The 21,475-nt window shown below is 39.8% G+C and carries 22 protein-coding genes and 1 pseudogene; 9 read left to right on the top strand and 14 right to left on the bottom strand.

Features of this window, described 5'->3' with window-relative positions:
• Nucleotides 1–49: 49 nt before the first annotated feature.
• Nucleotides 50–1,171 (bottom strand): tRNA 2-thiouridine(34) synthase MnmA, encoded by a 1,122-nt coding sequence (gene mnmA / locus KBU52_RS08195; RefSeq protein ID WP_254724763.1) that lies wholly within the window; start codon nt 1,169–1,171, stop codon nt 50–52.
• A gap of 305 nt (nt 1,172–1,476) precedes the next feature.
• Between mnmA and KBU52_RS08190 the strand changes: the two genes are divergently transcribed.
• Nucleotides 1,477–2,280: a hypothetical protein gene (locus tag KBU52_RS08190; protein WP_006149033.1), complete on the top strand. Its 804-nt coding sequence runs from the start codon at nt 1,477–1,479 to the stop codon at nt 2,278–2,280.
• Nucleotides 2,281–2,458: 178 nt separating this feature from the next.
• On the opposite strand, the pseudogene KBU52_RS08185 reads toward KBU52_RS08190, so the two are convergent.
• Nucleotides 2,459–2,657: pseudogene (locus tag KBU52_RS08185) on the bottom strand (hypothetical protein).
• A gap of 276 nt (nt 2,658–2,933) precedes the next feature.
• Nucleotides 2,934–3,560, bottom strand: a complete 627-nt coding sequence (locus tag KBU52_RS08180; RefSeq protein WP_254724764.1) for a LysM peptidoglycan-binding domain-containing protein — start codon at nt 3,558–3,560, stop codon at nt 2,934–2,936.
• Nucleotides 3,561–3,800: 240 nt separating this feature from the next.
• On the opposite strand from KBU52_RS08180, the gene sdaAB reads away from it, so the two are divergent.
• The 3 genes from sdaAB to KBU52_RS08165 are packed head-to-tail and all read left to right on the top strand — an operon-like array spanning nt 3,801 to nt 6,006.
• A complete protein-coding gene (gene sdaAB / locus KBU52_RS08175) occupies nt 3,801–4,472 on the top strand; it encodes an L-serine ammonia-lyase, iron-sulfur-dependent subunit beta (RefSeq protein WP_254724765.1) in 672 nt (223 codons plus the stop codon).
• 8 nt (nt 4,473–4,480) lie between these two features.
• Nucleotides 4,481–5,353 carry an L-serine ammonia-lyase, iron-sulfur-dependent, subunit alpha gene (gene sdaAA, locus KBU52_RS08170; protein ID WP_254724766.1) on the top strand — a complete coding sequence of 291 codons (873 nt, stop codon included), beginning with the start codon at nt 4,481–4,483 and terminating at the stop codon, nt 5,351–5,353.
• Nucleotides 5,354–5,376: 23 nt separating this feature from the next.
• The gene (locus KBU52_RS08165; protein WP_254724767.1) at nt 5,377–6,006 is read left to right on the top strand and encodes an HAD hydrolase-like protein; all 630 of its coding nucleotides are present in this window, start codon (nt 5,377–5,379) and stop codon (nt 6,004–6,006) included.
• Between the two features lie 76 nt (nt 6,007–6,082).
• Here the strand turns inward: KBU52_RS08165 and KBU52_RS08160 are convergent, their stop codons facing one another.
• The 5 genes from KBU52_RS08160 to KBU52_RS08140 all read right to left on the bottom strand — a co-directional run bounded on the left by KBU52_RS08160 (nt 6,083) and on the right by KBU52_RS08140 (nt 10,427).
• Nucleotides 6,083–6,442 carry a DUF805 domain-containing protein gene (locus KBU52_RS08160; RefSeq protein WP_024053579.1) on the bottom strand — a complete coding sequence of 120 codons (360 nt, stop codon included), beginning with the start codon at nt 6,440–6,442 and terminating at the stop codon, nt 6,083–6,085.
• Between the two features lie 74 nt (nt 6,443–6,516).
• A complete protein-coding gene (locus KBU52_RS08155) occupies nt 6,517–6,981 on the bottom strand; it encodes a DUF805 domain-containing protein (protein WP_024053578.1) in 465 nt (154 codons plus the stop codon).
• A 178-nt stretch (nt 6,982–7,159) separates the two neighbouring features.
• The gene (locus tag KBU52_RS08150; RefSeq protein WP_024053577.1) at nt 7,160–7,513 is read right to left on the bottom strand and encodes a DUF805 domain-containing protein; all 354 of its coding nucleotides are present in this window, start codon (nt 7,511–7,513) and stop codon (nt 7,160–7,162) included.
• A 155-nt stretch (nt 7,514–7,668) separates the two neighbouring features.
• Entirely contained in the window at nt 7,669–9,519 is a 1,851-nt protein-coding gene (locus tag KBU52_RS08145; protein ID WP_254724768.1) for a nucleoside-diphosphate sugar epimerase/dehydratase, read from the bottom strand.
• Nucleotides 9,520–9,596: 77 nt separating this feature from the next.
• On the bottom strand, nt 9,597–10,427 hold the full coding sequence (locus KBU52_RS08140) for a glycosyltransferase (RefSeq protein WP_254724769.1): 831 nt from the start codon (nt 10,425–10,427) through the stop codon (nt 9,597–9,599).
• A gap of 217 nt (nt 10,428–10,644) precedes the next feature.
• On the opposite strand from KBU52_RS08140, the gene KBU52_RS08135 reads away from it, so the two are divergent.
• The 5 genes from KBU52_RS08135 (at nt 10,645) to KBU52_RS08115 (ending at nt 14,864) form a co-directional block, all read left to right on the top strand.
• Nucleotides 10,645–11,811, top strand: coding sequence for an MFS transporter (locus KBU52_RS08135; protein WP_254724770.1), 1,167 nt, complete (start codon nt 10,645–10,647; stop codon nt 11,809–11,811).
• A gap of 138 nt (nt 11,812–11,949) precedes the next feature.
• Nucleotides 11,950–12,276 carry a PadR family transcriptional regulator gene (locus KBU52_RS08130; protein ID WP_006149048.1) on the top strand — a complete coding sequence of 109 codons (327 nt, stop codon included), beginning with the start codon at nt 11,950–11,952 and terminating at the stop codon, nt 12,274–12,276.
• Nucleotides 12,263–12,856 carry a DUF1700 domain-containing protein gene (locus KBU52_RS08125; RefSeq protein WP_254724771.1) on the top strand — a complete coding sequence of 198 codons (594 nt, stop codon included), beginning with the start codon at nt 12,263–12,265 and terminating at the stop codon, nt 12,854–12,856. The genes KBU52_RS08130 and KBU52_RS08125 overlap by 14 nt, the downstream gene beginning before the upstream one ends.
• Nucleotides 12,849–13,802 (top strand): DUF4097 family beta strand repeat-containing protein, encoded by a 954-nt coding sequence (locus KBU52_RS08120; RefSeq protein WP_254724772.1) that lies wholly within the window; start codon nt 12,849–12,851, stop codon nt 13,800–13,802. Before KBU52_RS08125 ends, KBU52_RS08120 begins: the two co-directional genes overlap by 8 nt.
• Nucleotides 13,803–13,850: 48 nt before the next feature.
• A complete protein-coding gene (locus KBU52_RS08115; protein ID WP_254724773.1) occupies nt 13,851–14,864 on the top strand; it encodes a DUF6574 domain-containing protein in 1,014 nt (337 codons plus the stop codon).
• Between the two features lie 105 nt (nt 14,865–14,969).
• Here the strand turns inward: KBU52_RS08115 and KBU52_RS08110 are convergent, their stop codons facing one another.
• The 6 genes from KBU52_RS08110 to KBU52_RS08085 form a co-directional block, all read right to left on the bottom strand.
• Nucleotides 14,970–15,830, bottom strand: coding sequence for a DUF4299 family protein (locus KBU52_RS08110; protein ID WP_254724774.1), 861 nt, complete (start codon nt 15,828–15,830; stop codon nt 14,970–14,972).
• Nucleotides 15,831–15,953: 123 nt separating this feature from the next.
• Nucleotides 15,954–16,940, bottom strand: coding sequence for a rhodanese-related sulfurtransferase (locus KBU52_RS08105; RefSeq protein WP_254724775.1), 987 nt, complete (start codon nt 16,938–16,940; stop codon nt 15,954–15,956).
• A gap of 126 nt (nt 16,941–17,066) precedes the next feature.
• Complete coding sequence (locus KBU52_RS08100) at nt 17,067–17,681, bottom strand: CPBP family intramembrane glutamic endopeptidase (protein ID WP_254724776.1); 615 nt, start codon at nt 17,679–17,681, stop codon at nt 17,067–17,069.
• 158 nt (nt 17,682–17,839) lie between these two features.
• Nucleotides 17,840–19,324 carry an ABC transporter substrate-binding protein gene (locus KBU52_RS08095; protein WP_254724777.1) on the bottom strand — a complete coding sequence of 495 codons (1,485 nt, stop codon included), beginning with the start codon at nt 19,322–19,324 and terminating at the stop codon, nt 17,840–17,842.
• 106 nt (nt 19,325–19,430) lie between these two features.
• Nucleotides 19,431–20,351: a carbohydrate ABC transporter permease gene (locus KBU52_RS08090; RefSeq protein WP_254724778.1), complete on the bottom strand. Its 921-nt coding sequence runs from the start codon at nt 20,349–20,351 to the stop codon at nt 19,431–19,433.
• Between the two features lie 13 nt (nt 20,352–20,364).
• Nucleotides 20,365–21,294 carry a sugar ABC transporter permease gene (locus KBU52_RS08085; protein ID WP_254724779.1) on the bottom strand — a complete coding sequence of 310 codons (930 nt, stop codon included), beginning with the start codon at nt 21,292–21,294 and terminating at the stop codon, nt 20,365–20,367.
• Nucleotides 21,295–21,475: the final 181 nt, after the last annotated feature.

The raw sequence follows: 21,475 nt of genomic DNA, 5'->3' as shown, positions 1-21,475 counted from the left end.
TCATTTCTATTGCTGTTATTATTGTAGCAAATTGAGAACATTTGTCAATCTAAATGTACTGACAAACCTTGCCGTCACGGTAGGCATTATCAATCAAACCGCCACCGAGACACTCTTCACCGTCGTAAAAGACAACTGCCTGTCCTGGTGTAATGGCGCGCTGTGGCTCCGCAAAGATGACCTCTGCCTTGTCCCCTTTGACATGTACAGTCACTTTAGAGTCAGGCTGACGATAGCGGAATTTAGCCGTGCATTCTAGCGTAAATTCCTCTGGCATCTCACGAGTAAAGTGGACTTGACTAGCCTCTAAGCTAGTTGACATAAGCGAATCATGGTAGAAGCCTTGACCTACATAGAGGATATTTTTGCTTAGGTCTTTTCCGACAACGAACCAAGGAGCATTGTCACCGCCGTGTTGTCCACCGATACCGAGTCCGCCACGCTGACCAATCGTATAATACATAAGGCCTGCATGCTCACCCATATCGCGTCCATCCACAGTCATCATACGCCCAGGTTGAGCTGGTAAGTAGTTGCTGAGAAATTCTTTAAAGTTCTTTTCTCCAATAAAGCAAATCCCTGTTGAATCTTTCTTCTTAGCAGTCGCAAGGCCTGCTTCTTCTGCTAGTTTGCGAACTTCAGGCTTTTCCAAATGTCCCAATGGGAACATAGTCTTTTGTAATTGTTCTTGTGAAAGTTGGCTGAGGAAATAGGTCTGGTCTTTGCCATTGTCCACGCCACGAAGCATGTGAACGATACCATCCTCATCACGCGCCACTCGGGCATAGTGCCCAGTTGCTACATAGTCTGCTCCCAAGGTCATAGCATAGTCCAAAAAGGCCTTAAACTTGATTTCCTTGTTACACATAACATCTGGATTTGGCGTGCGTCCTGCTCTGTATTCCGCTAGGAAATACTCAAAAACGCGGTCCCAGTACTCTTTTTCAAAATTGACAGAGTAGTAAGGAATGCCAAGTTGGTCTGCCACTGCAGCCACATCCTTGTAATCTTCGGTCGCCGTACAGACGCCGTTTTCATCTGTGTCGTCCCAGTTCTTCATGAAGATACCGATCACATCGTAGCCCTGCTCCTTGAGCAAGAGAGCCGTCACCGACGAATCAACACCACCACTCATCCCCACGACAACACGTGTTTTAGAGTTATCACTCATGGTAGTTCTCCCATCTATTCGTTTATTCACGATTGAAGGTCGTGTTTGCTATCACGATTGAAGGTCGTTTGAGCAGTTTTCATTATAACATGCTTAGATAGAGAAGACAAGGAAGAGGCTGACAATCTATCAACCTCTTCTGTCAATACATGTAAATCAGGATACAAAAGAAATCAATTCATTCCTAAATCTCTATTCTCTTTAAAAACTTATTTTTAAAATCAACTAAAAATGATATACTTTAATAAGGAGGAATGCGCACATGATTCCATATATACACCATCATCCATGTGCGTAGGACTAATGTGAACAACTACAAAGATATTCTAAAATCAAAAAATACTATTTTTATTATTACACTTATTGCAGGTATTGGACTTTTGACAGGCTTAGTCCTCCATCAAGAAAAAATCCAAGCAGAGAGAGGGAACGTTGCTCTCATCAAACAACAAAAAAATCAACAAGATGTCGAACAAGTAAAAAACGCCATTAAAGACTTCAATATTGATTCTGAAACCATTATAGAAGATTGGAAAAAAATTCAAGAATTAAAACCAACTACTGATGAAGGCAAAAAGACATTAGCAGACTTTCTCGCTTCTACTGCCGATAAAGTCACAAATCATTATAGTGAAAAAGCTTTGAAATTAGATATAAAGGATTCTGATAGCCAGTTTCAAGATAAACAAACACTTGAGACAGCCATCACTTCCTTGCAAAAAATAATAGACATCATTAAAAACATTAATTCTGCCAGCGACCAAGTTGCTCTTGAAGAAAAGATAAAACCAATTCAAGAACTAATCTCTAAATTCCAAAAACAAGTTGAAGTCTTGACCAAAAAAGAAGAAGAAAAAACTACCCAAACGGAAACGACTACTAGAGATGCCGGAATAGAAGCCAGCCGTTCAGAAGATAGTAGCTATATTCAAAGCTATCCAGAAACAAATGGAAGCATATCTAATTCCCAAGCACCTGCAGCTGAGCAGTCTTCATCTGGTAGTACTAGTAGTGGAGGAGATAATAGCGCTAATACAGGAGGTCAAACTGCTGATTCTTCAGGTTCTCAATCAGAGTCTAATAGCGTTACAACCAGTTCGTCTAACTAATAATCTAGATGGCGAAATCCCATAAACTTGTAAGCCCTCAACACCAATGTTTATAATGGTCTCTCATCAAATGTAAACACACAAAAAGAGCCTTAAATGGCTCTTTTTTAGGGCTCTATGATATTTGTAATTGGTAAATTCCCTATAGATATTATGGAGCCAATTATTGATAAAAACTTTAGTCATCTTCGTCTCTATAAAAATATTTTCTATACACCCTTGATAATATCAAAAATTAATGCCCATATTGTACTAAGAGCTATAATAATAGAATTTATTGGATTTATTTCAGTATGTCCAATCACTAGTCCAATTATTGGACTAGTAGACATGCTTAGATATAATAAAAATGACAAAAAATGATGTTGCTGCTGAATCTCTCAACTCTTTATCTTTACAATGGTGATAAGTTACTTTGCAAACAGCTTTGCTACACTCTCTTGGAGGAAGCAAAAATAAGCAGACAGTATGACACACTTGCGTTTTCCTATATTCGTATAGGCATTTGTACTAATGATGCTCAGTTGATACAAAATGGACTCTCCTTAGCTAAGCTAGTAGAAGATGAACACTTACTAACAGAACTAGAGCGAGAAGTTGATATCTTTGTAAACAAAAAAGAAAGTCATTGAGACTTCCTTTTCTATATCTTCTTAATACCAACCGTTGTTAAGCCAGAAGTTCTTAGCAGCTGTCCATGAACCGTAACGTCCTGCAACATAAGCGTCTGCTACACGTTCTTGGTTTTCAGCTGAGTAGTCGCCGTTCAAGTAAGAATCTGTCAATTGGTAACGTCCGATGTAACGTCCGTTTGTCGCAGTGTAGCTACCGCCTGATTCTTTTTGAGCGATCCATTCTTTCGCTTCTGCTTCAGATCCGCTTACAGTTGCAGCTGGAGCTGAGTAGCTTTCTGCTGCTGCAGGTGCTGAAGCTGGAGCTTCGTAAGTTTCTTCATATGTAGTTTCTTCTACAACAGTTTCAGCAACTGCTGGAGTTTCTTCAACTTCTGCTACAGGTGCTTCTGTTGTCGTAGTTTGGGCAACTGGAGCTTCCCCATCAATAACCAATACTTGGTCAATAAAGATAAGGTCAACATTTTTAATGTTGTTCAATTTAGCTAATTTTTCAACTGTTGTGTTGTAAGTCTCAGCAATTTCTGAAAGAGTATCTCCAGGTTTAACTGTATAAGTTTTTGTTTCTTGTGCAAAAGTAAGTGATGGTGCAAGGAAAGCAAGTACAACTGCAAATCCTGCAAGTTTAGTCTTAATGTTTAATTTCATTTAAAAAAGTTCTCCTTTTTTCTTATACTACCATGATACCTTTCTAATGTTACTATTTGTTAACGAATTTGTGTAGAAATGTTACAAAACTGTGATTTATTTACTTAAAAAAGCCACTTTTTGTTACAAAACCCTTGTTATAAAAGCTTTTTAATCTTTTTATATATTTCAGAAAGTAATTAAGCACTTACATCTAATCTTTGCTATAATAGAAGTAAGAATCTTTTTAAGGGGAAACAGATGCAATCACTTCGTTTTCAATCTGTCTTTGATATCATTGGACCAGTCATGATTGGGCCATCTAGTAGTCACACGGCAGGAGCTGTTCGTATCGGTAAAATCGTTTCATCTATCTTTGATGATACTCCAACGGAGGTTGAATTCCAGCTTTTTAACTCTTTTGCAAAAACCTATCGTGGACACGGGACAGACCTTGCCCTTGTAGCTGGTATTTTGGGAATGGATACGGATGATCCTGAAATTCCAAATAGTTTAGAAATTGCCCACAAGCGTGGCATTAAAATCGTGTGGACCATCCAAAAGGACAGTAATGCTCCCCACCCAAATACTACGAAAATCACTGTTAAGAACGATCGTAAGACTATCAGCGTAACAGGAATTTCAATCGGCGGTGGAAATATCCAGGTAACAGAATTAAATGGTTTTGCCGTATCTCTCAACATGAACACCCCTACCATCATCATCGTCCATCAGGATGTTCCAGGTATGATTGCTCATGTGACAGAAACTCTTTCTCGCTTTGGCATCAACATCGCCCAAATGAATGTAACTCGAGAAAAAGCCGGCGAGAAAGCAATCATGATTATTGAAGTTGATAGTCGTAACTGTGAAGAATCTATCGAAGAAATTCGAAAAATTCCTCATTTGCACAATGTCAATTTCTTTCAATAGGAGAAAATATGTTTTACTCTATCAAAGAATTAGTCGAACAAGCCGAACTTGATTTCCAAGGAAATGTTGCTGAGCTCATGATTAGGACTGAGTATGAGCTAACTGGTCGTGAGCGTGAGGAAGTTCTCCTCCTCATGGAACGTAACCTCGGAGTCATGAAAGCTTCCGTCGAGCTTGGTCTAAGCGAAAAGAAATCTCGTAGCGGTTTGACTGGTGGTGATGCAGCTAAGCTCGACCACTACATCAAAAAAGGAAAGACCTTATCAGACTTCACTGTCTTGTCTGCCGCCCGTAATGCCATTGCAGTTAATGAACACAATGCCAAGATGGGCCTTGTGTGTGCGACACCAACCGCAGGTAGCGCAGGTTGTCTTCCTGCAGTTCTCACATCTGCTATTCAAAAGTTAGATTTAACGCATGAACAACAACTAGATTTTCTCTTTGCTGCTGGTGCTTTTGGACTCGTCATTGCTAATAACGCTTCTATCTCGGGAGCTGAAGGAGGCTGTCAAGCCGAAGTTGGATCTGCCTCTGCCATGAGCGCTGCTGCCCTAACTCTAGCTGCAGGTGGAACTCCTTACCAAGCGAGCCAGGCTATTGCCTTCGTTATCAAAAATATGCTCGGTCTTATCTGTGATCCCGTTGCAGGTTTGGTTGAGGTTCCATGTGTTAAGCGTAATGCCATGGGAGCAAGCTTCGCCTTCATCGCAGCCGATATGGCTTTAGCCGGTATTGAATCAAAAATCCCAGTTGACGAAGTCATTGATGCCATGTACCAAGTAGGCTCTAGCCTCCCAACTGCCTTTCGTGAAACCGCCGAAGGTGGTCTCGCAGCCACACCGACAGGTCGTCGCCTTCAAAAAGAAATCTTCGGCGAATAATTTCAAGATTACTAGGAGAATCAATGTCATCCCTATCAGCCATCTTTTTCGACTTAGATGGAACCCTTGTGGACAGCTCTATCGGTATTCACAATGGCTTCACCTATACTTTTGAACAACTGGGAGTCCCTAGTCCAGACGCAAAAACCATCCGTGGTTTTATGGGGCCGCCATTGGAAACTAGTTTCGCTAGTTGCTTACCAACTGAGCAGATTGAGCTAGCTATCCAGCTTTATCGTTCCTATTATAAAGAAAAGGGAGTTTACGAAGCCCAACTATTTCCACAAATCAAGGAACTACTCACTGAACTAGCCCAACAATATCCTCTCTATATCACGACAACAAAAAATACTCCGACAGCAGTCCATATGACAGCTAATTTTGAAATCGATCACTTCTTTGACGGCGTCTATGGTTCAAGTCCTCAAGCAGTACATAAGGCAGATGTCATTCGTCAAGCTTTGGCAACTCATAACTTGAACCCAGAAAAAGTGGTCCTTATCGGAGATACTAAATTTGATATGATTGGCGCCCAAGAAACTGGCATTAAAAAACTAGCGGTTACTTGGGGATTTGGCGACGAAAAGGAGCTCATGACCTATCAACCTGACTGGGTCGCACATCAACCAGCAGACATTTTACGTCAACTATAATTGAAACCCTAAACAAAAAACACTCCAATTAAATTGGAGTGTTTTTTAATTTGTTCTTGCTTTAATCTGTCATTTATTAGCTAGTTACTTCCTTAGTTGGCATTGCCAGCAGGACTAAAAGAATAAATCCTCCCATTGGAGCGAAAGCGAGAAAAATGAAGGCCCAGTGAAATCCTGCGCCACGTAAACGACGAACTCTTAGAGCGATACTCGGTATGAATATCACTAGATAAAAAATGATATAAAAACTCAGAATTCCAATACTTGCGACAGGGTCTGCTACTTCTTCTTCAGTGAAGACAGCCTGAAAATAGGTAATATAAAGAGGAATGGACAAAATAGTGTTCATTATCCAAACCCACCAAAAATCCGGACGTGTTGAACGTCCTGAAAAGTCTGCAAACCCTCTAAAGAAATTTTTATAGGCTTCAATCATAAGATACTCCTAATTATATGTTAAACAAGGCATGAGAACTACTGGACAAGATTCAACCGTAAAGCAAGAATCTCTTAGTTCTTATCTGATTCTTCGAACGGTGTATCTTCGATGCCTTCTTCATTTTTGACTGCTTGAGATTCACTATAGTTTACCACTTCAGTTTCTTTTGTCGGCATAGCGAAAAGAATCAAAAGAGCTATCCCTCCCATTGGAACAAAGCGAAGGAAGATAAAGGCCCAGTGAAAACCAGCATCACGCAAACGGCGAACTGATAAAGCTAAAGTCGGTACTAAGATTGCTAGGTAGAAAATTGCATAAATAATGACAACCAAACCCAAAACCATAAAAGTAGCTTCGCTGGCTGAATCGCTCACTGAATCCATCACGGCACTAAGAAATACAGTGTAGAAATAGATAATCCAGAAAGGAATAGAAAGGATAAAGTTTCCTAACCAAACCCACCAGTAATCTGGACGCGTTGAACGACCAGTGAACTCTGCATAATTCTTAAAAAAATTCTTATACGCGTTAATCATAGGATACTCCCATTTTTTATTTTATCAGTAGATACTAAACTGTACAGTTATAGAACACTCCCAAATCTAGTAAGAGACCTGGGAGTGTTAGTAAATGGTTCATCAAGACTCAAGAAGTTCGATTCAAGATTGAAACTTCTTCGTTCTTGTATCTTTCTTCAGAAAGTTGAACTTATCGTTAGTCCTTTGATGGCATAGCTAGTAGCACCATAAGGGCGATACCTCCAACAAATGGAATAAAGGCAACGAAAATGAGTGCCCAATGGAAACCTGCGTCACGTAGACGACGAACTGTCAATGCAAGGCCAGGCAAGAAAACTGCTAGCGCAAAAATGAAATAAATAAATACGAAAAGACCCAAAGTCATAACAGCAGCTTCGCTATCTGGATTTGCCATTGCACTAGCGTATACCATGTAGAAAGGGATAGAAAGGATAATGTTTGCCAACCAAATCCACCAGTAATCTGGGCGTGTTGAACGTCCAGAGAAATCTACATAACCTTTAAAGAAATTTTTAATTGCGTTAATCATAAAATACTCCTATTTACTTTGATGACTATATTTTATCATAAGTGTTGAAACCTGACAAGTCAGTGCATGGTTCACAAGAGCTTGCTTTAGACGTTAAAAAAAGATACTATCTGCTCCTTCTCTAAAAGAAGTCGTAGATAATATCTCATCTATAGTTAGTCAACATGTGTTGTTTCATTAGCAAAAGCTATGATTGCTCTCTTCAATTCAGAGCCTTGCAAGGTACGAAACTCTTCAATCTTCTGATTGATCATCTCAAGAGGCATCACATTTACTTTACCAACAAAGATCTTGTCCATTACTTGATTGTCCACTAATTCAGTTGATACAAGCAACTCTTCGTAAAGTTTTTCACCTGGGCGAATTCCTACTTCTACGATTGGAATTTCATTTTCAGTATGGCCACTGAGTAGAACCATTTTCTTAGCCAAATCATAAATGCGTACTGGTTTGCCCATATCAAGGATAAAGACTTCCCCATCCTTTGCATAAGCTCCTGCATGAATTACCAAACGACTAGCTTCTGGAATGGTCATGAAGTAACGAGTCATGCGGAAGTCTGTCACCGTTACAGGACCACCTTCAGCAATCTGACGTTCAAAGACAGGAATCACACTACCACGACTACCGAGAACATTACCGAAACGCACCGCACAGTAGGTTGATTGGCTACGTTGATTAAATCCAGTCACAATCAACTCAGCAACACGTTTTGTTGCTCCCATTACGTTTGGTGGATTAACAGCCTTATCTGTCGAAATCATAACCATTTTTGGAACTCGAGCTGCGTCAACTGCCTTAGCAACATTATAAGTTCCAAGGATGTTATTTTTGAAGGCTTCTTTTGGATTGCGCTCCATCATCGGAACATGTTTATGGGCTGCAGCATGGTAAACAATCGCTGGTTCGTACTGTTCAAAAACTTGAAGCAAACGATCGTAATCTTGAATATCGGCAATGACAGGAACAAAATCAATTTCCTGGAACTTGCGAATCAATTCATGGTAAATCAGATAAATAGAGTTTTCTCCATGACCGAGCAAAACGACACGTTCAGGATTGAATCGACTAACTTGACGGCAGATTTCTGAACCAATAGAACCTCCGGCTCCAGTCACCAAGATTGTTTTGCCAGTGATTTCAGAACCCAGGCGTGATTCATCAAGCTGAATCTCTTTACGTCCCAACAGGTCCGTGATATCAATTTTCTGGAAACCACCTACTTGAGGCTGGATACCTTGCACAACTGACTCAATCATCGGCATTTTAAAGCATTTTACACCGATACCGTTACACATTTGCAGGATTCGTTCATATTCAGATGGATCTAGAGACGGAATCGCAACGATAACTTTTTCAACTCTGTAGCGTTTAGCCAATTCTGGTAGATCATCATAAGAACCCAAAACTGGGATTTTCCCAAGTTTTTGTCCTTTTTTCTTTTCATCATTATCCAGAATCCCAACTAGTTCAAGGTCACTGGTAGGATGCTGGTAGCTGTTCATAAAGAGCGCACCACCATCTCCGGCACCAATCAAGAAGGTACGGCGGTGTTCTCCTTCTCCATTACCCTTTTTACGTCTTGAGTAAATCAACTGCCAAGTGATACGAGGAAGTAGAATCAAGAAAGTTGTTAATAGGATAAAGAGTACGATAAAGCGGACAGAAAAGAGCGGCAAGAAAGCATAGCAGATCACATAAGACAAGATACTACTGATAGTCACTCCGAAGAAAATCTTCATAAAATCTGTGATTTTGCTATAGCGACTAATGCTAGCATTAAGCCCCCAGAATCCAATCATAAGCTGGTAGAAAAGGAAGGTCAAACCTGTGTAAATGACATAGTCTACCGGGGCTGGATTAATCAAGCCATAAAATAGAATATAGGAAACAATAATTGATAAGACCATACTGGCAATATCAAAAAATCCCCAAAAAATTTGTTTCTGTTGTTTATTTAATACTTCAACCAGATCAATTACGTAATCTGTTATTTTTTTATTCATGTGAATGGTATCCTCCTACACAAAATCACATTTTCTAGTAATCTTCAGATAAATTTTTAAAATCCAATTGGCTACAATTACTTGCTTTTTCTTAGAAGTTTTAAAAAAATAAACTGTCGTACAAAGCCTGGGCAAAGTGCAACAACAACTTGGATTAAGACACTTTTCAGATATTCACCATAAGAAATCTGTCCACGCTCGTGCATTCTCTTTCGTGCTTGGCGATAGAGTTTGAGATAGCGAAGACCACCACGACGTTCAAACATCCCTGCTCCCACTCGCACCTTACATAGAATCTGGTCCACATTCCCAGTTCGAGCTCCTGCACTAATCATATTGAGCCAAAGGAGATCATCTTCCATATAGAGACCGTCTTCGTAGTTGCCAGCCTTTAGAACCATCTTTCTTTTGAACATAACAGTCATATGATTAAAGGCACTTCTCATACGTTGGTAGGCAACGATATCCTCATGCTTAATCGGCACACGACGGTAAGACACAATCTCATCTGGTTGGTCGATAAACTCTGCGATATGACCACCTAGCAGGTCCAAGTTTTCTTTTTCCATCAATTCGAACTGTTGTTCGAAACGGTCTTCGACAGCAATGTCATCTGTATCCATACGGGCAATGACGTCATATTGGCACTGTAAGACACCAAACTGAAGCGCCAAACCTAGACCACGATTTTGCACAAGCGGACAACGTTTGATTGGAATACTTGACTGTGCTTCCAATTTTTCCAAAACTTGATACAGTTCAGGTGTCAGCGGACCATCTTCGACGATGACCACTTCGCTAGGTTTGAGCGTTTGATGTAAGATACTCCCTACTGCCTCTTCTAGAAAGGCTGGATTTTCTTTAACATAGACTGACATCAAGACGCTAAATTTACGATTTTCAGACACAGTACTTCTCCAATATATAGATTTTCTTTCACTATTTTATCACAAATTTTCAGACTTTCCTATTTTTATTTGAATACAAGAAAAAAACTAGTAAATCTATCAAACTTTTTTCAATGATTTTTCGCAGCTAAAAGATGGATTCCCTCACGCCATCTTGACATCTATAGGAAAAAGCCTTAAAATAAGCTGTTATCAAAATCAGTTTGTTGAGGTTCACATGAAAAAACGATCACTCTTTTTTATTCTAGGAATTATCTTAATCGGAGCGGTCTTAAGAGCTCCTTTCACAGCTTTGCCAACTGTTTTGGGAGATATTGCCCAAGGTTTAGGAGTGGAAGTTAGCTCACTTGGTGTTTTGACCAGTCTCCCTCTCTTGATGTTCGCCCTCTTCTCCTCTTTTGCGACCCGTTTGGCTCAAAAAATTGGACTTGAGCACCTTTTCACCTATAGTCTTATCGTCTTGACCATAGGTTCAGTGATTCGTATCTTTAATCTTCCCCTGCTCTATCTGGGAACCTTACTTATCGGAGCAAGTATCGCTATTTTCAACGTGCTCCTTCCTAGCGCCATTCAGGCCAATCACCCACAAAAGATTGGCTTTCTGACAACCATCTATGTGACCTCTATGGGGATTACAACGGCTCTTGCTTCCTATCTCTCTGTACCCATTACTCAGGCGACATCTTGGAAAGGCTTGATTCTCTGCTTATCCTTGGTCTGTCTACTAACTTTATTGGTCTGGTTCCCCAACCATGGTCACAATCATTTCTTAGAAAGACATGAGAAAAAACAAGAGAAAGAGAATATCTTAAAAAACAAGCAAGTTTGGGCTATTATTGTATTTGGCGGGCTTCAGTCTTTACTCTTCTATACCTGCATGACCTGGTTACCAACCATGACCATCAGTGCCGGACTATCTCATACAGACGCTGGCCTACTGGCTTCAATCTTCTCACTAATTAGCATTCCATTCTCCATGACCATTCCAAGTTTAACGACGCGCCTGTCTAATCGTCACCGTCAAATCATGTTAACAGTCATCTCTCTGGCTGGAATGCTTGGAATTGCTATGCTTTTATACCCGAGCAACAGTTTCCTCTACTGGTTGGTGGCCCATCTCTTAATTGGTACTGCCTGTAGCGCTCTTTTCCCTTATCTCATGGTTTGCTTCTCCATCAAAACTAGCTCGCCTGAAAAGACAGCCCAATTGTCTGGACTTGCCCAGACCGGAGGCTACATTTTGGCAGCTGTCGGTCCAACTCTCTTTGGTTACAGCTTTGACATGTTCCATTCCTGGATTCCAGCTGTACTGGCTCTTCTAGTTATTGATATCATCATGACGGTCGCCCTCTTTATGGTGGATAAATCGGATAAAATCCTCTAATCTTCTAGCTTTCACTAGAGGGTTTTTTATATGTAAAAATTTTATACATATTTCTTGACAGGGCTTACATTTAGTTGTATGATGTATGTGTAGAATAATTATATATAAAATTTTTATATACTAAAAAGGAGGTGCCCCATGTATTTTCCGACATCAGCGGCTTTGATTGAATTTCTCATCTTGGCCATTCTAGAACAAGGGGATTCCTATGGTTATGAAATTAGTCAAACCATTAAACTCATTGCCAAAATCAAGGAATCTACCCTCTACCCCATCTTGAAAAAACTGGATACCAACCGCTATCTGACTACATACTCTCGCGAATACCAAGGTCGGATGCGGAAATACTACTCCTTAACAGAGATTGGGGAGGAGCAACTATTTGTACTCAGAGAAGAGTGGACACTCTACACTGACACTATCAATGGCATCATAGAAGGGAGCATTCGCCATGACAAGAACTGAATATTTGAATCAGCTTGAAGCCTATCTGATGAAGCTTCCTCAAGCTGATCGCATCGAAGCCATGGACTACTTCAAAGAACTCTTTGATGATGCTGGTCCAGAAGGTGAGGAAGAGCTAATGACTAGTCTGGGAAGTCCAAAAGAGGCTGCCCATGACATCCTGACTACACTTCTTGATAAGAAAATCAACGAAGAAAATTCCAATAAGAACAACCGTCAGGTTTTACAAATCGCAATCCTCGCACTTCTGGCTGCACCTATTGGGATTCCAGTCGGGATTGGTCTTCTCATGGCTATCATCGGGATTTTTATCGCTGCGGTTAGTGTACTTTTAGCCTTCTTTGCTGTATCAGCAGCTGGACTAATCCTAGGAGGCGTTCTCCTATTTGAAAGCTTCTACGTTCTGGCTGAATCGACATCTGCTTTTATGCTGATTTTTGGTGGAGGTTTGCTAGCTCTTGGAGCTTCATCCCTAGTCTTGCTGGCGACTTCCTATGTGACCCGTTTCTTTGGAATACTAATCCTTCGACTTATTCAGTGGATTCTTAATAGAGGAAAGAGAGGTGAAAGTCATGCGTAAATTAACAAAAGGATTTCTTATCTTTGGTGTTGTTACTAGTATCATCGGTTTTGCCATGATGATCATCGGCATCCAAACCGATGGTGTCAGAAGCCTCCTTGCAATGTCACAAAAACCAGTCTTTGAGAGCCGAATGGAAGAGCTCGTTTTTGATCAAGATATTGAAAATCTTAACATGTCACTGACAGAACATTCGTTAGTCATTAGAGAATCTAGCGATGACAAGATTCACCTTCAGTATCATCCAACCTTCTCTGAAAAAGAAAATCTTCAACATTCTATCAATGAAAAAACTCTTGAGATTTCAGACACCAAGTCAACTACTCGTCGCTCTATTGGTTCTAGTATCGAGGGTATCCTATTTATCGCAAGCGGAGTCTCTAGACGTAATGACGAAGTCGTTCTATCACTACCAAAAGGAAGAGAATTAAAAAACATAACTGCCCAGGTCGACCACGGTGTCCTTTCGATTGCCGATGTAAAAGTCAGCAATGCCAAGATCCAGTCAAATGGCTATCTTCTTCGTATCACTAATAGCGAGATCAAAAACAGCCAACTGACTACAGCTGGAATCGTCAATGTATTTGGAACCAGTCTAACAGATAGCCGTATCCAAGCAGAACATGAACATATCTCTGCTGACGACATCCAAGTGCACGGTAAGGTAGAATTTGAGGCAGAAAATGACATATCGCTCATGTTATCAAGAAAAGAGCTTGAACGAATCAATCTCAATCTTTCATCAGAATACGGAGCTATTTATCATCGAACTCGAGAAGGAGTGAATCCTGCCCAGGGAAATAATGTAAATAGGGACGAAGAATTCTCAAATCCTTACAAAGTAGAGAAAAAAGATACGCAAGATCTCCTCGTCGTAAAGGCAGGTCAAGATATCAACATTCCAGACGAACCGGATCGCTCACCCAATTCGAGAAATTATGAATAATAGTTAATCATTACTACTCAAACAAGAAATAAAAAAGGAGGTCCCATCATGACTCAAGAATGGTTCGAAAGTGCTGATTTCGAGAAAACAGCCAACAATGAAAAAAAAGATAACCCATCTGACCCAGTCATTCCCCAAGAAGAGTTAAAAGAAAAAGAAGAATTGCCAGTGGTTGAAGAAAGCCTTCAAGCCAATCCTGAAGAACAAGAAACTGACCTAGAAAAAGTAGAGAATAACGAACACGAAGAAATCGCGGAAAATACAGAAAAGATAGACAAGTCAGAAGAACCTGTAGAGACTGAAGAACAAGAAGAACTGGCAACAAAGACAGACCAAGTAGAAAAACCAGTTAAGGAAGCACCTCAGCCTAGCAAATCTTTGGAAAGTCCATTTGTCCCAGACCCTGTCCCTACAAAAACTGCAATCTTCAAAGAAGAATTGGTTGATTTTTGGGTCTGGTTACAAGGTGCTCTCAAAGAGCCAACAGCAAGCATTGGTTCAGATAAAAAACATAGTTATAACGCCTTTGCACTACTAACTATCTTTTCTGCTACAAGTTTTCTCTTTATAGTTTATCACGCCAAACAAGGCTACTATGGTCGTATGGCAAGCATCGATGCTCACTTCATGGAACAATTCCCATCTCTCAATCTCTTCTCGGTCTTCTCCATCCTAGTAGCGACAAGTCTCTTCTTCTTTTCAATTCTCATGGGTGGATTTGTAGTCAAACGTTTTGTCGATCAGGACAGTGATTGGACATTGGAAAGAGCCTTTCAAGTACATAGCAGACTCTTGGCTATCCCAATTCTCTTGACAGGTATTGCTAGTTTCTTTGCCTTCTTTAACGGTCTACGCTTTGCGGCTCTTCTCTGCCTCATTAGTATGGGCATGGTACTACTTGGTAACCTCTATATCATTTCAAGACCTAGCAAGGGTAGTCAAACTGATTCCTTCTATCGCCTTCTCTTGGCTTTCTTGGTCAACGGAGGTGTCCTATTTATCTTTTTCCTAGCAGAAATGGCTCTTGTTTTTGACTATCTTCGAATTCTTGCTTTTATGTAAGATAAAATTCTGTCACTCTGACAGGATTTTTTTGTGTCCACAAAAAGCAGATCAAACGATCTGCCTTTTCACATTATTTAAAACCAATATCTTTCATTTATGCCTCTAGTTAGCTTTTACTAAGTTCTCAAAATCTTCACCTGAAACAGGTCCTACTTCTACTTGGTTAGCATCTAAGTCCTGATAAAGTTCTTTTGGCAAAGCTCCTAGAAATGCTTGGTAATCCAGTCTAGCTATCGCTTCATAGTCTTCTGGTTTTGAGCCATCCCCAGAGATTTTTACCAAATCAATCTCCCAAACAAGTTCCTTGCCTACCAATTGCTCAACGTAAGGAGCTGGAATCACCGGTTCTTTTGGCAAAATGGTTTTTACTCCCTGAGCTAGGTGATAAACCCCATGCACCTTACCTTCACCATCTGGATAAAATTTAGCACTGGAAGGATAAGCAGCTGACCCTTGAACCCTCTTAACTAGCTCTTCAAAACGTGCCAAGCCATCTTCTTCCAAGAAACTTTCCAAATCCTTCTTATCAAAGTAAACAGGTGATAGAATACCCTGACAGAAACCTAAACGAGCAGCTTTATCAGCCAGATAGTTCTTAACCGTTTCTTGGAAATAGTTTTCCAAATCAAAGTCTGCCAAGCCCTCAACTGCTTCACCAACCTTACTAGACAAAGCCTGCAAGAGCCCTTCTACAATCTCCCAGTCAGCTCTTGTAATCAAGTCAGGAATGATGACTTGATAGCCTTTTTGAGAGTCAAGGTAGCGAACTTTAAAGAGAAATTGAGACTTACCTACGATTCCACACTCGATATACTCAAGGTGATTGAGAGGTTGACGGAGGTAGACAGCATCATAACTATGGGACTCTAGGCCTTCTACTAAGCCTAAAATTGATTTAGCTGTAAGAATCTCCTGTTGTCCTAAAATACTTTGTTTATTTGGAATAAAAAATGTCTTCACCATAATGGTCTCCTTTGAAATCGTTTACATATAGTATACACCATTTTCCTGAAAGATGCAGAAACAAATTTAAGATTTTTTGGTCAAAAGCATAGAAAAACAGCCCTTTAGGACTGTTAATGTTTATTATACAACTTCAGAATGGTCTAGGCTCTCACCAATTGCTGCTAGACGCTCGATGACTTGATCTTGTGTCAATTCATGTTCTAAAACATAACGATTACGTGGGTGAACACGACACTCGTGTGAGCAACCACGGAGATATTTATCTTCGTTATCTTCTGATGCCAAGATACGGCGGTTACAGAATGGATTTCCACAGTTGACATAGCGTTCGCACGGTGTGCCATCAAACCAATCTTTCCCTACAATGGTTGGATTGACATGGTTGACATCGACTGCAATACGTTCGTCAAAGACATACATTTTCCCATCCCAAAGTTCCCCTTGAACTTCTGGATCTTTCCCATAAGTCGCGATTCCTCCGTGCAATTGGCCAACATCTTTGTAGCCTTCACGGACCATCCAGCCTGAGAATTTCTCACAGCGGACTCCACCTGTACAGTAAACTACGACACGTTTATCCATGAATTTTTCCTTGTTATCACGAACCCATTGTGGCAACTCGCGGAAGTTGCGAATGTCTGGACGGATAGCCCCACGGAAGTGTCCAAGGTCGTACTCGTAATCGTTACGAGTATCAAGGACAACTGTATCTTCGTCTAAAAGAGCTTCTTTGAACTCTTTTGGAGATAAATAAGCACCTGTTGTTTCAAGAGGATTGATGTCGTTATCAAAGTTATCATCCTCTAACCCAAGGTGAACGATTTCTTTTTTGTAGCGAACAAACATCTTTTTGAAAGCTTGCTCACTTTCTTCGTCAATCTTGAACCAGAGGTCTTCCATACCTGGAAGGCTGTGAACGTAGTCCATGTATTTTTGCGTTGTTTCGTAGTCACCAGAAACAGTTCCGTTGATTCCTTCGTCAGCCACTAGGATACGGCCCTTGAGGCCAATAGACTTACAGAAAGCCAAGTGGTCAGCCGCAAATTGTTCTGCGTTTTCGATGGGAACATATTTATAGTAAAGTAAAACACGAATAGGTTTTGCCATAAGATTCTCTTTTCTAAGATTAAATTATCAGAATTTTTCATTCAACTATACCAGTATACTCCCTCAAGAAAGCGAATGCAATTTATTTGACCGAAAAATGAAAACAAGATCTGAAACAGGTCTTATTTAGCTGAATATTCGATGAAGAAAAGTTACCAAAAATGGTAAGGTTGCAACAATATTATTGATAACATGAACGATATAACCAGGATAGATACTCTTGGTATAGCGAGTTAGACCCGCATAAAAGATTCCAAATGTCGCAAAAACAAGAATATCTAGTACACTGGGAAAACTTGTAAAGTGAGGAAGAGCAAATAAAACCGAAGGAAGAATCAGGTCAAGCCCAAATTTCGAATCTTTAAAAAAGGCATGTTGGAGCAATCCTCTATAAATCAACTCTTCCATCAGAGGCCCTAGAAAAAATAAGGATAGGTAGAGTCCCAACTCGGCAAAATTTTTCTCACTATAACCGATCAACACAGCCCAACCTTCATAGGTAGACTGAACATGTCTAGCCGTTTGGAAATTAAACGTTATATGAAGCACAGCTACGAGAATCGTCAAAACTGTATACCAAAGCCATTTTTTCTTTGGAATAACAAAAAGATATCCATGACCTGTCTTGACTAATATCCATACCATCAGTCCAATAAAGACAAGACTGATAAGATTTCGAATCCAGAAAAATAAGTAGGATAAGATTGCACTACTTTTAAAAAAAAGATAGTGTTTTTTCATGTGTCTGTGTCCAACCTTATATGTAAGAGCAAATCTCTAGACACAACTACAGATAATTATATGTATTTACCCAAAAAAGAATCACCACCCCGTCTGGAAAACTCCAGACAAGGCAGTGATCGCATCTTTTAGGAATGAATACACGAAATCAATCTATCTTAAGATTTTTTGTTTTTCAAGAATTCGTCGTATTGTTTTTGCATTTCATCCAATACTTTTTGGTAAGCACCTTCAGATTTAAGTTTTTCCATCAATTCTGGAATAGCTTTTTCTGGGTCTACAGTACCAGTGTTGATAGCTGTATCGAATTGTTGCATAGTGTTAGTGATAGCTGAGATTTCAGATTTCACGTTGTCAGTGTTGAAGATGAATCCAAGCGCTGGAGATTCTTTTGCAGTTTCCAAATCTTTCTTAGATTGTGCAATTTGTTCATCTGTAACGTTTTCGTTGATGTAAAGGATCCAGTTGTTACCAGTGTTCCATCCTGACATGTGAGTGTTTCCTTTGTATCCATCGAGAACTTTAACACGGTTTTCTTTACCTGGAACTTTTTCCCAGTTCTTGCCTTCTGGTCCATAAACAAGTCCGTTCAAGAGTTCTGGGTTAGTGTTCAAGAGGTTCAACACTTCCATTGCTTTTTCTTTGTTCTTAGAGTTGTTTGAGATTACAAAGTTTGCAACTTGAGTTGTTTGGTTTTTCTTGATGAAGTTAGTAAATGGTTTGATTTGGATGTCTCTGTTAGCAACACGAGAAAGCAAGCTGCTACCGTAGTCAGCTGGTCCCACTGTTTCTTCACGAACAAGCCAAGTATCTTGAGTAAGGTCATATGAAGTATCACTAGTTGCTACGTCTTTTGGAATGTATCCTGCTTCATAGTATTTGTGCATAGTCTTCAAGTGTTCTACGAAACGAGGAACTTCGTAACGGTTTACGATCTTAGTAGTGTCGCCTTCAAGGTCGATGACGAATGGAAGACCATTTGCAACTGGGTAGTCAAAGTTTTCTGATGGAATAAAGTTTTTACCAACAGCGAATGGCACTACATCTGGAGCTTTTTCTTTAATTTGTTTCAAGACTGGTTCAAGTGTTTCGTATGAAGTTACACCTGAGATATCGATACCATATTTTTCAAGAAGTGGGCCGTTGAAGGCAAAGTTTTGTGAAGATGCAACGTTAGCTGCAACTGGAACAGCGTAAATTTTACCGTTTATAGTGTTACCTTTGATGTAAGCTGGGTCAAGCGCTTTGTAAAGATCAGCTCCTTCTTTCTTGTACAATTCTGTCAAGTCAGCATAAGCACCCTTTTGAGCGTTTACTACGTAGTTATCTGCAAATGCGATATCATAGTTTTCACCTGATGAAGTGATAACTGACATTTTCTTACCGTAGTCACCCCATCCAAGGTATTGGATATCTAATTTAGCACCAACTTTTTCTCCGATGATTTTGTTTGCATTTTCTAGCAATTCATCCAAGTTATCTGGTTTGTCACCGATTTGGTACATTTTGATAACAGTTTTGTCACCTGAAGCTGAGTCAGCAGCTTTTTGGTTGTTACCTTTAAGGTTTCCACAAGCAGCGAGGCTAGCAGCTAAAGCTACAAGGCTAGCAGATGCAAAAGCATATTTTTTCCAGTTTTTCATGATAAAAACTCCTTTTTTTATTTTTAAATTTAAAACAATTTTAGTGATCTACTTTTCAACAAAGAAAAGTTAGATAGGGTAGAGAAAGCTTGTTTCTCAGTGTCTCTTATTCTTTAACACCACCGATAGTTAAACCTTTTACAAAGTAGCGTTGGAAGAATGGATAGAGAATCGCAATTGGAACAGTCGCAACTACGACCATGGCCATACGACCTGTTTCTTTTGGTAGGGCAACTGCAAGTTGTCCTGACATCCCAACTGACTTAGCAATGTAATCCATGTTGTTTTGAATTTGCATGAGCAAATATTGCAATGGATACAAGTTATCACTCTTGATGTAAAGAAGGGCATTGAACCAGTCGTTCCAGAATCCAAGTGCTGTCAAAAGTGTGATAGTCGCAATCCCTGGAAGAGAGAGTGGTAAACAGATTTGGAAGAAGATCCGCGCCTCGCTAGCACCATCGATACGAGCTGATTCGAGGATTGCTTCTGGAATGGTTTTCTTGAAGAAAGACCGCATCAACATGATGTTGAATGGTGATAGAAGCATCGGAACAATCAAGGCCCAAATGGTATCACCCAAGTGAAGTAACTGAGTTACCACGATATAGCCTGGTACCAAACCAGCATTGAACAACATACTAAGAAGAGCAAAGATTGTAAAGAATTTGCGATACTTAAATGTTGAACGTGAGATAGCATAAGCGTATGTTGTTGTGATAAAGACGTTTGTCAAAGTTCCAACAACTGTCACAAAAGTTGAGATAAAGAGCGCTTGTAAAATCTTATCTTTGAACTGCGCCAAAAACTCAAAGCCATCTAATCCAAACTTAGAAGGGAAGAAACTGTATCCATTTTGGACGATACTCTTCTCATCTGTAATTGAGATAATGATAACAAAGATGAAAGGCAAGATACAAGAGAAGGCTAGCAAACCAGATATGATACTAAAGAAAATATCTGCTTTTTTGCTGAAGGAGTGTATGCCAACATTATCAATTTTTTCTTTTTGAATTTTTTTTGCCATATGCTCCTCCTTTCTAGAATAGTGCCGAGTTAGGATCAACACGTCTTGCAAGTAAGTTTGATAGGATAACCAGAATCAAACCGACAACTGACTGGTAGAGGCCGGCTGCTGACGCCATACCGATGTCTGCTGTCTGAGTCAATCCATTAAAGACATATACGTCCAATACGTTTGTTACACTATAGAGCTGACCAGCGTTGTGAGGGATTTGGTAGAAGAGACCGAAGTCTGCGCGGAAGATGTTTCCGACTGCAAGGATGGTCAATACTGTCACAAGCGGTGTCAACTGAGGGATGGTTACGTTACGGATACGTTGCCATTTGCTAGCACCGTCCACTGTCGCTGCTTCGTAGTAAGTTGGGTCAATACCCATGATAGTTGCGTAGTACATCACACTACTATATCCAAAGCCTTTCCAGATACCTAGGAAGAGGAGGAGGTAAGGCCAGATACTGATATCAGCGTAGAAGTTTATACCCTTCATCCCAAGAGCTTCTAAGGTATGGTTGATAAGCCCTTTATCGATATTTAGGAAAGCATCTGTAAAGAAACTGATGATAACCCAAGATAGGAAGTAAGGGAATAACATAGATGTTTGGTAGATTTTAACCATTTGCTTAGAGCGAAGTTCACTAAGGATAATGGCGATACCTACTGACACAACCAAACCAATAAAGATAAAGCCAAGGTTGTAAAGTACAGTGTTTCGAGTGATGACAAAGGCATCTTTCGAACTAAACAAGAATTTAAAGTTATCTAGTCCGACCCATCTACTGTTTATAATACTGTGAACGAATCCTTCACCAGTCATATGGTAGTCTTTGAAGGCAACCACATTCCCAAAAACTGGAATGTAGAAGAATAAAATCAACCAAATTGTTCCTGGTAGAACCATTAAGAGAAAAATCCAATTATCTCTTAAAGTTTTTGAAAACTTCTTCATAATTTCCTCCCTTTTTATTTTTCTAAAACTTCATAATCTCACATTTTTTAGACTTGATAACGTTTACAAAAATAGTATACTCTTATTTTTAGGACAGTTTAAACTACAAATTATAGAAAAAACTCCACAAATTATTTTATGTGGAGAACTTTTTTATATAAGAATAGGTTTCACGGGAAAC

This window comes from Streptococcus sp. 9.1(2021), assembly GCF_030466425.1.
Taxonomy (GTDB): Bacteria; Bacillota; Bacilli; order Lactobacillales; family Streptococcaceae; genus Streptococcus; species Streptococcus wuxiensis.
Note: the sequence above shows the minus strand (reverse complement) of the source record. Positions and strands in the feature narration are given on the sequence as shown.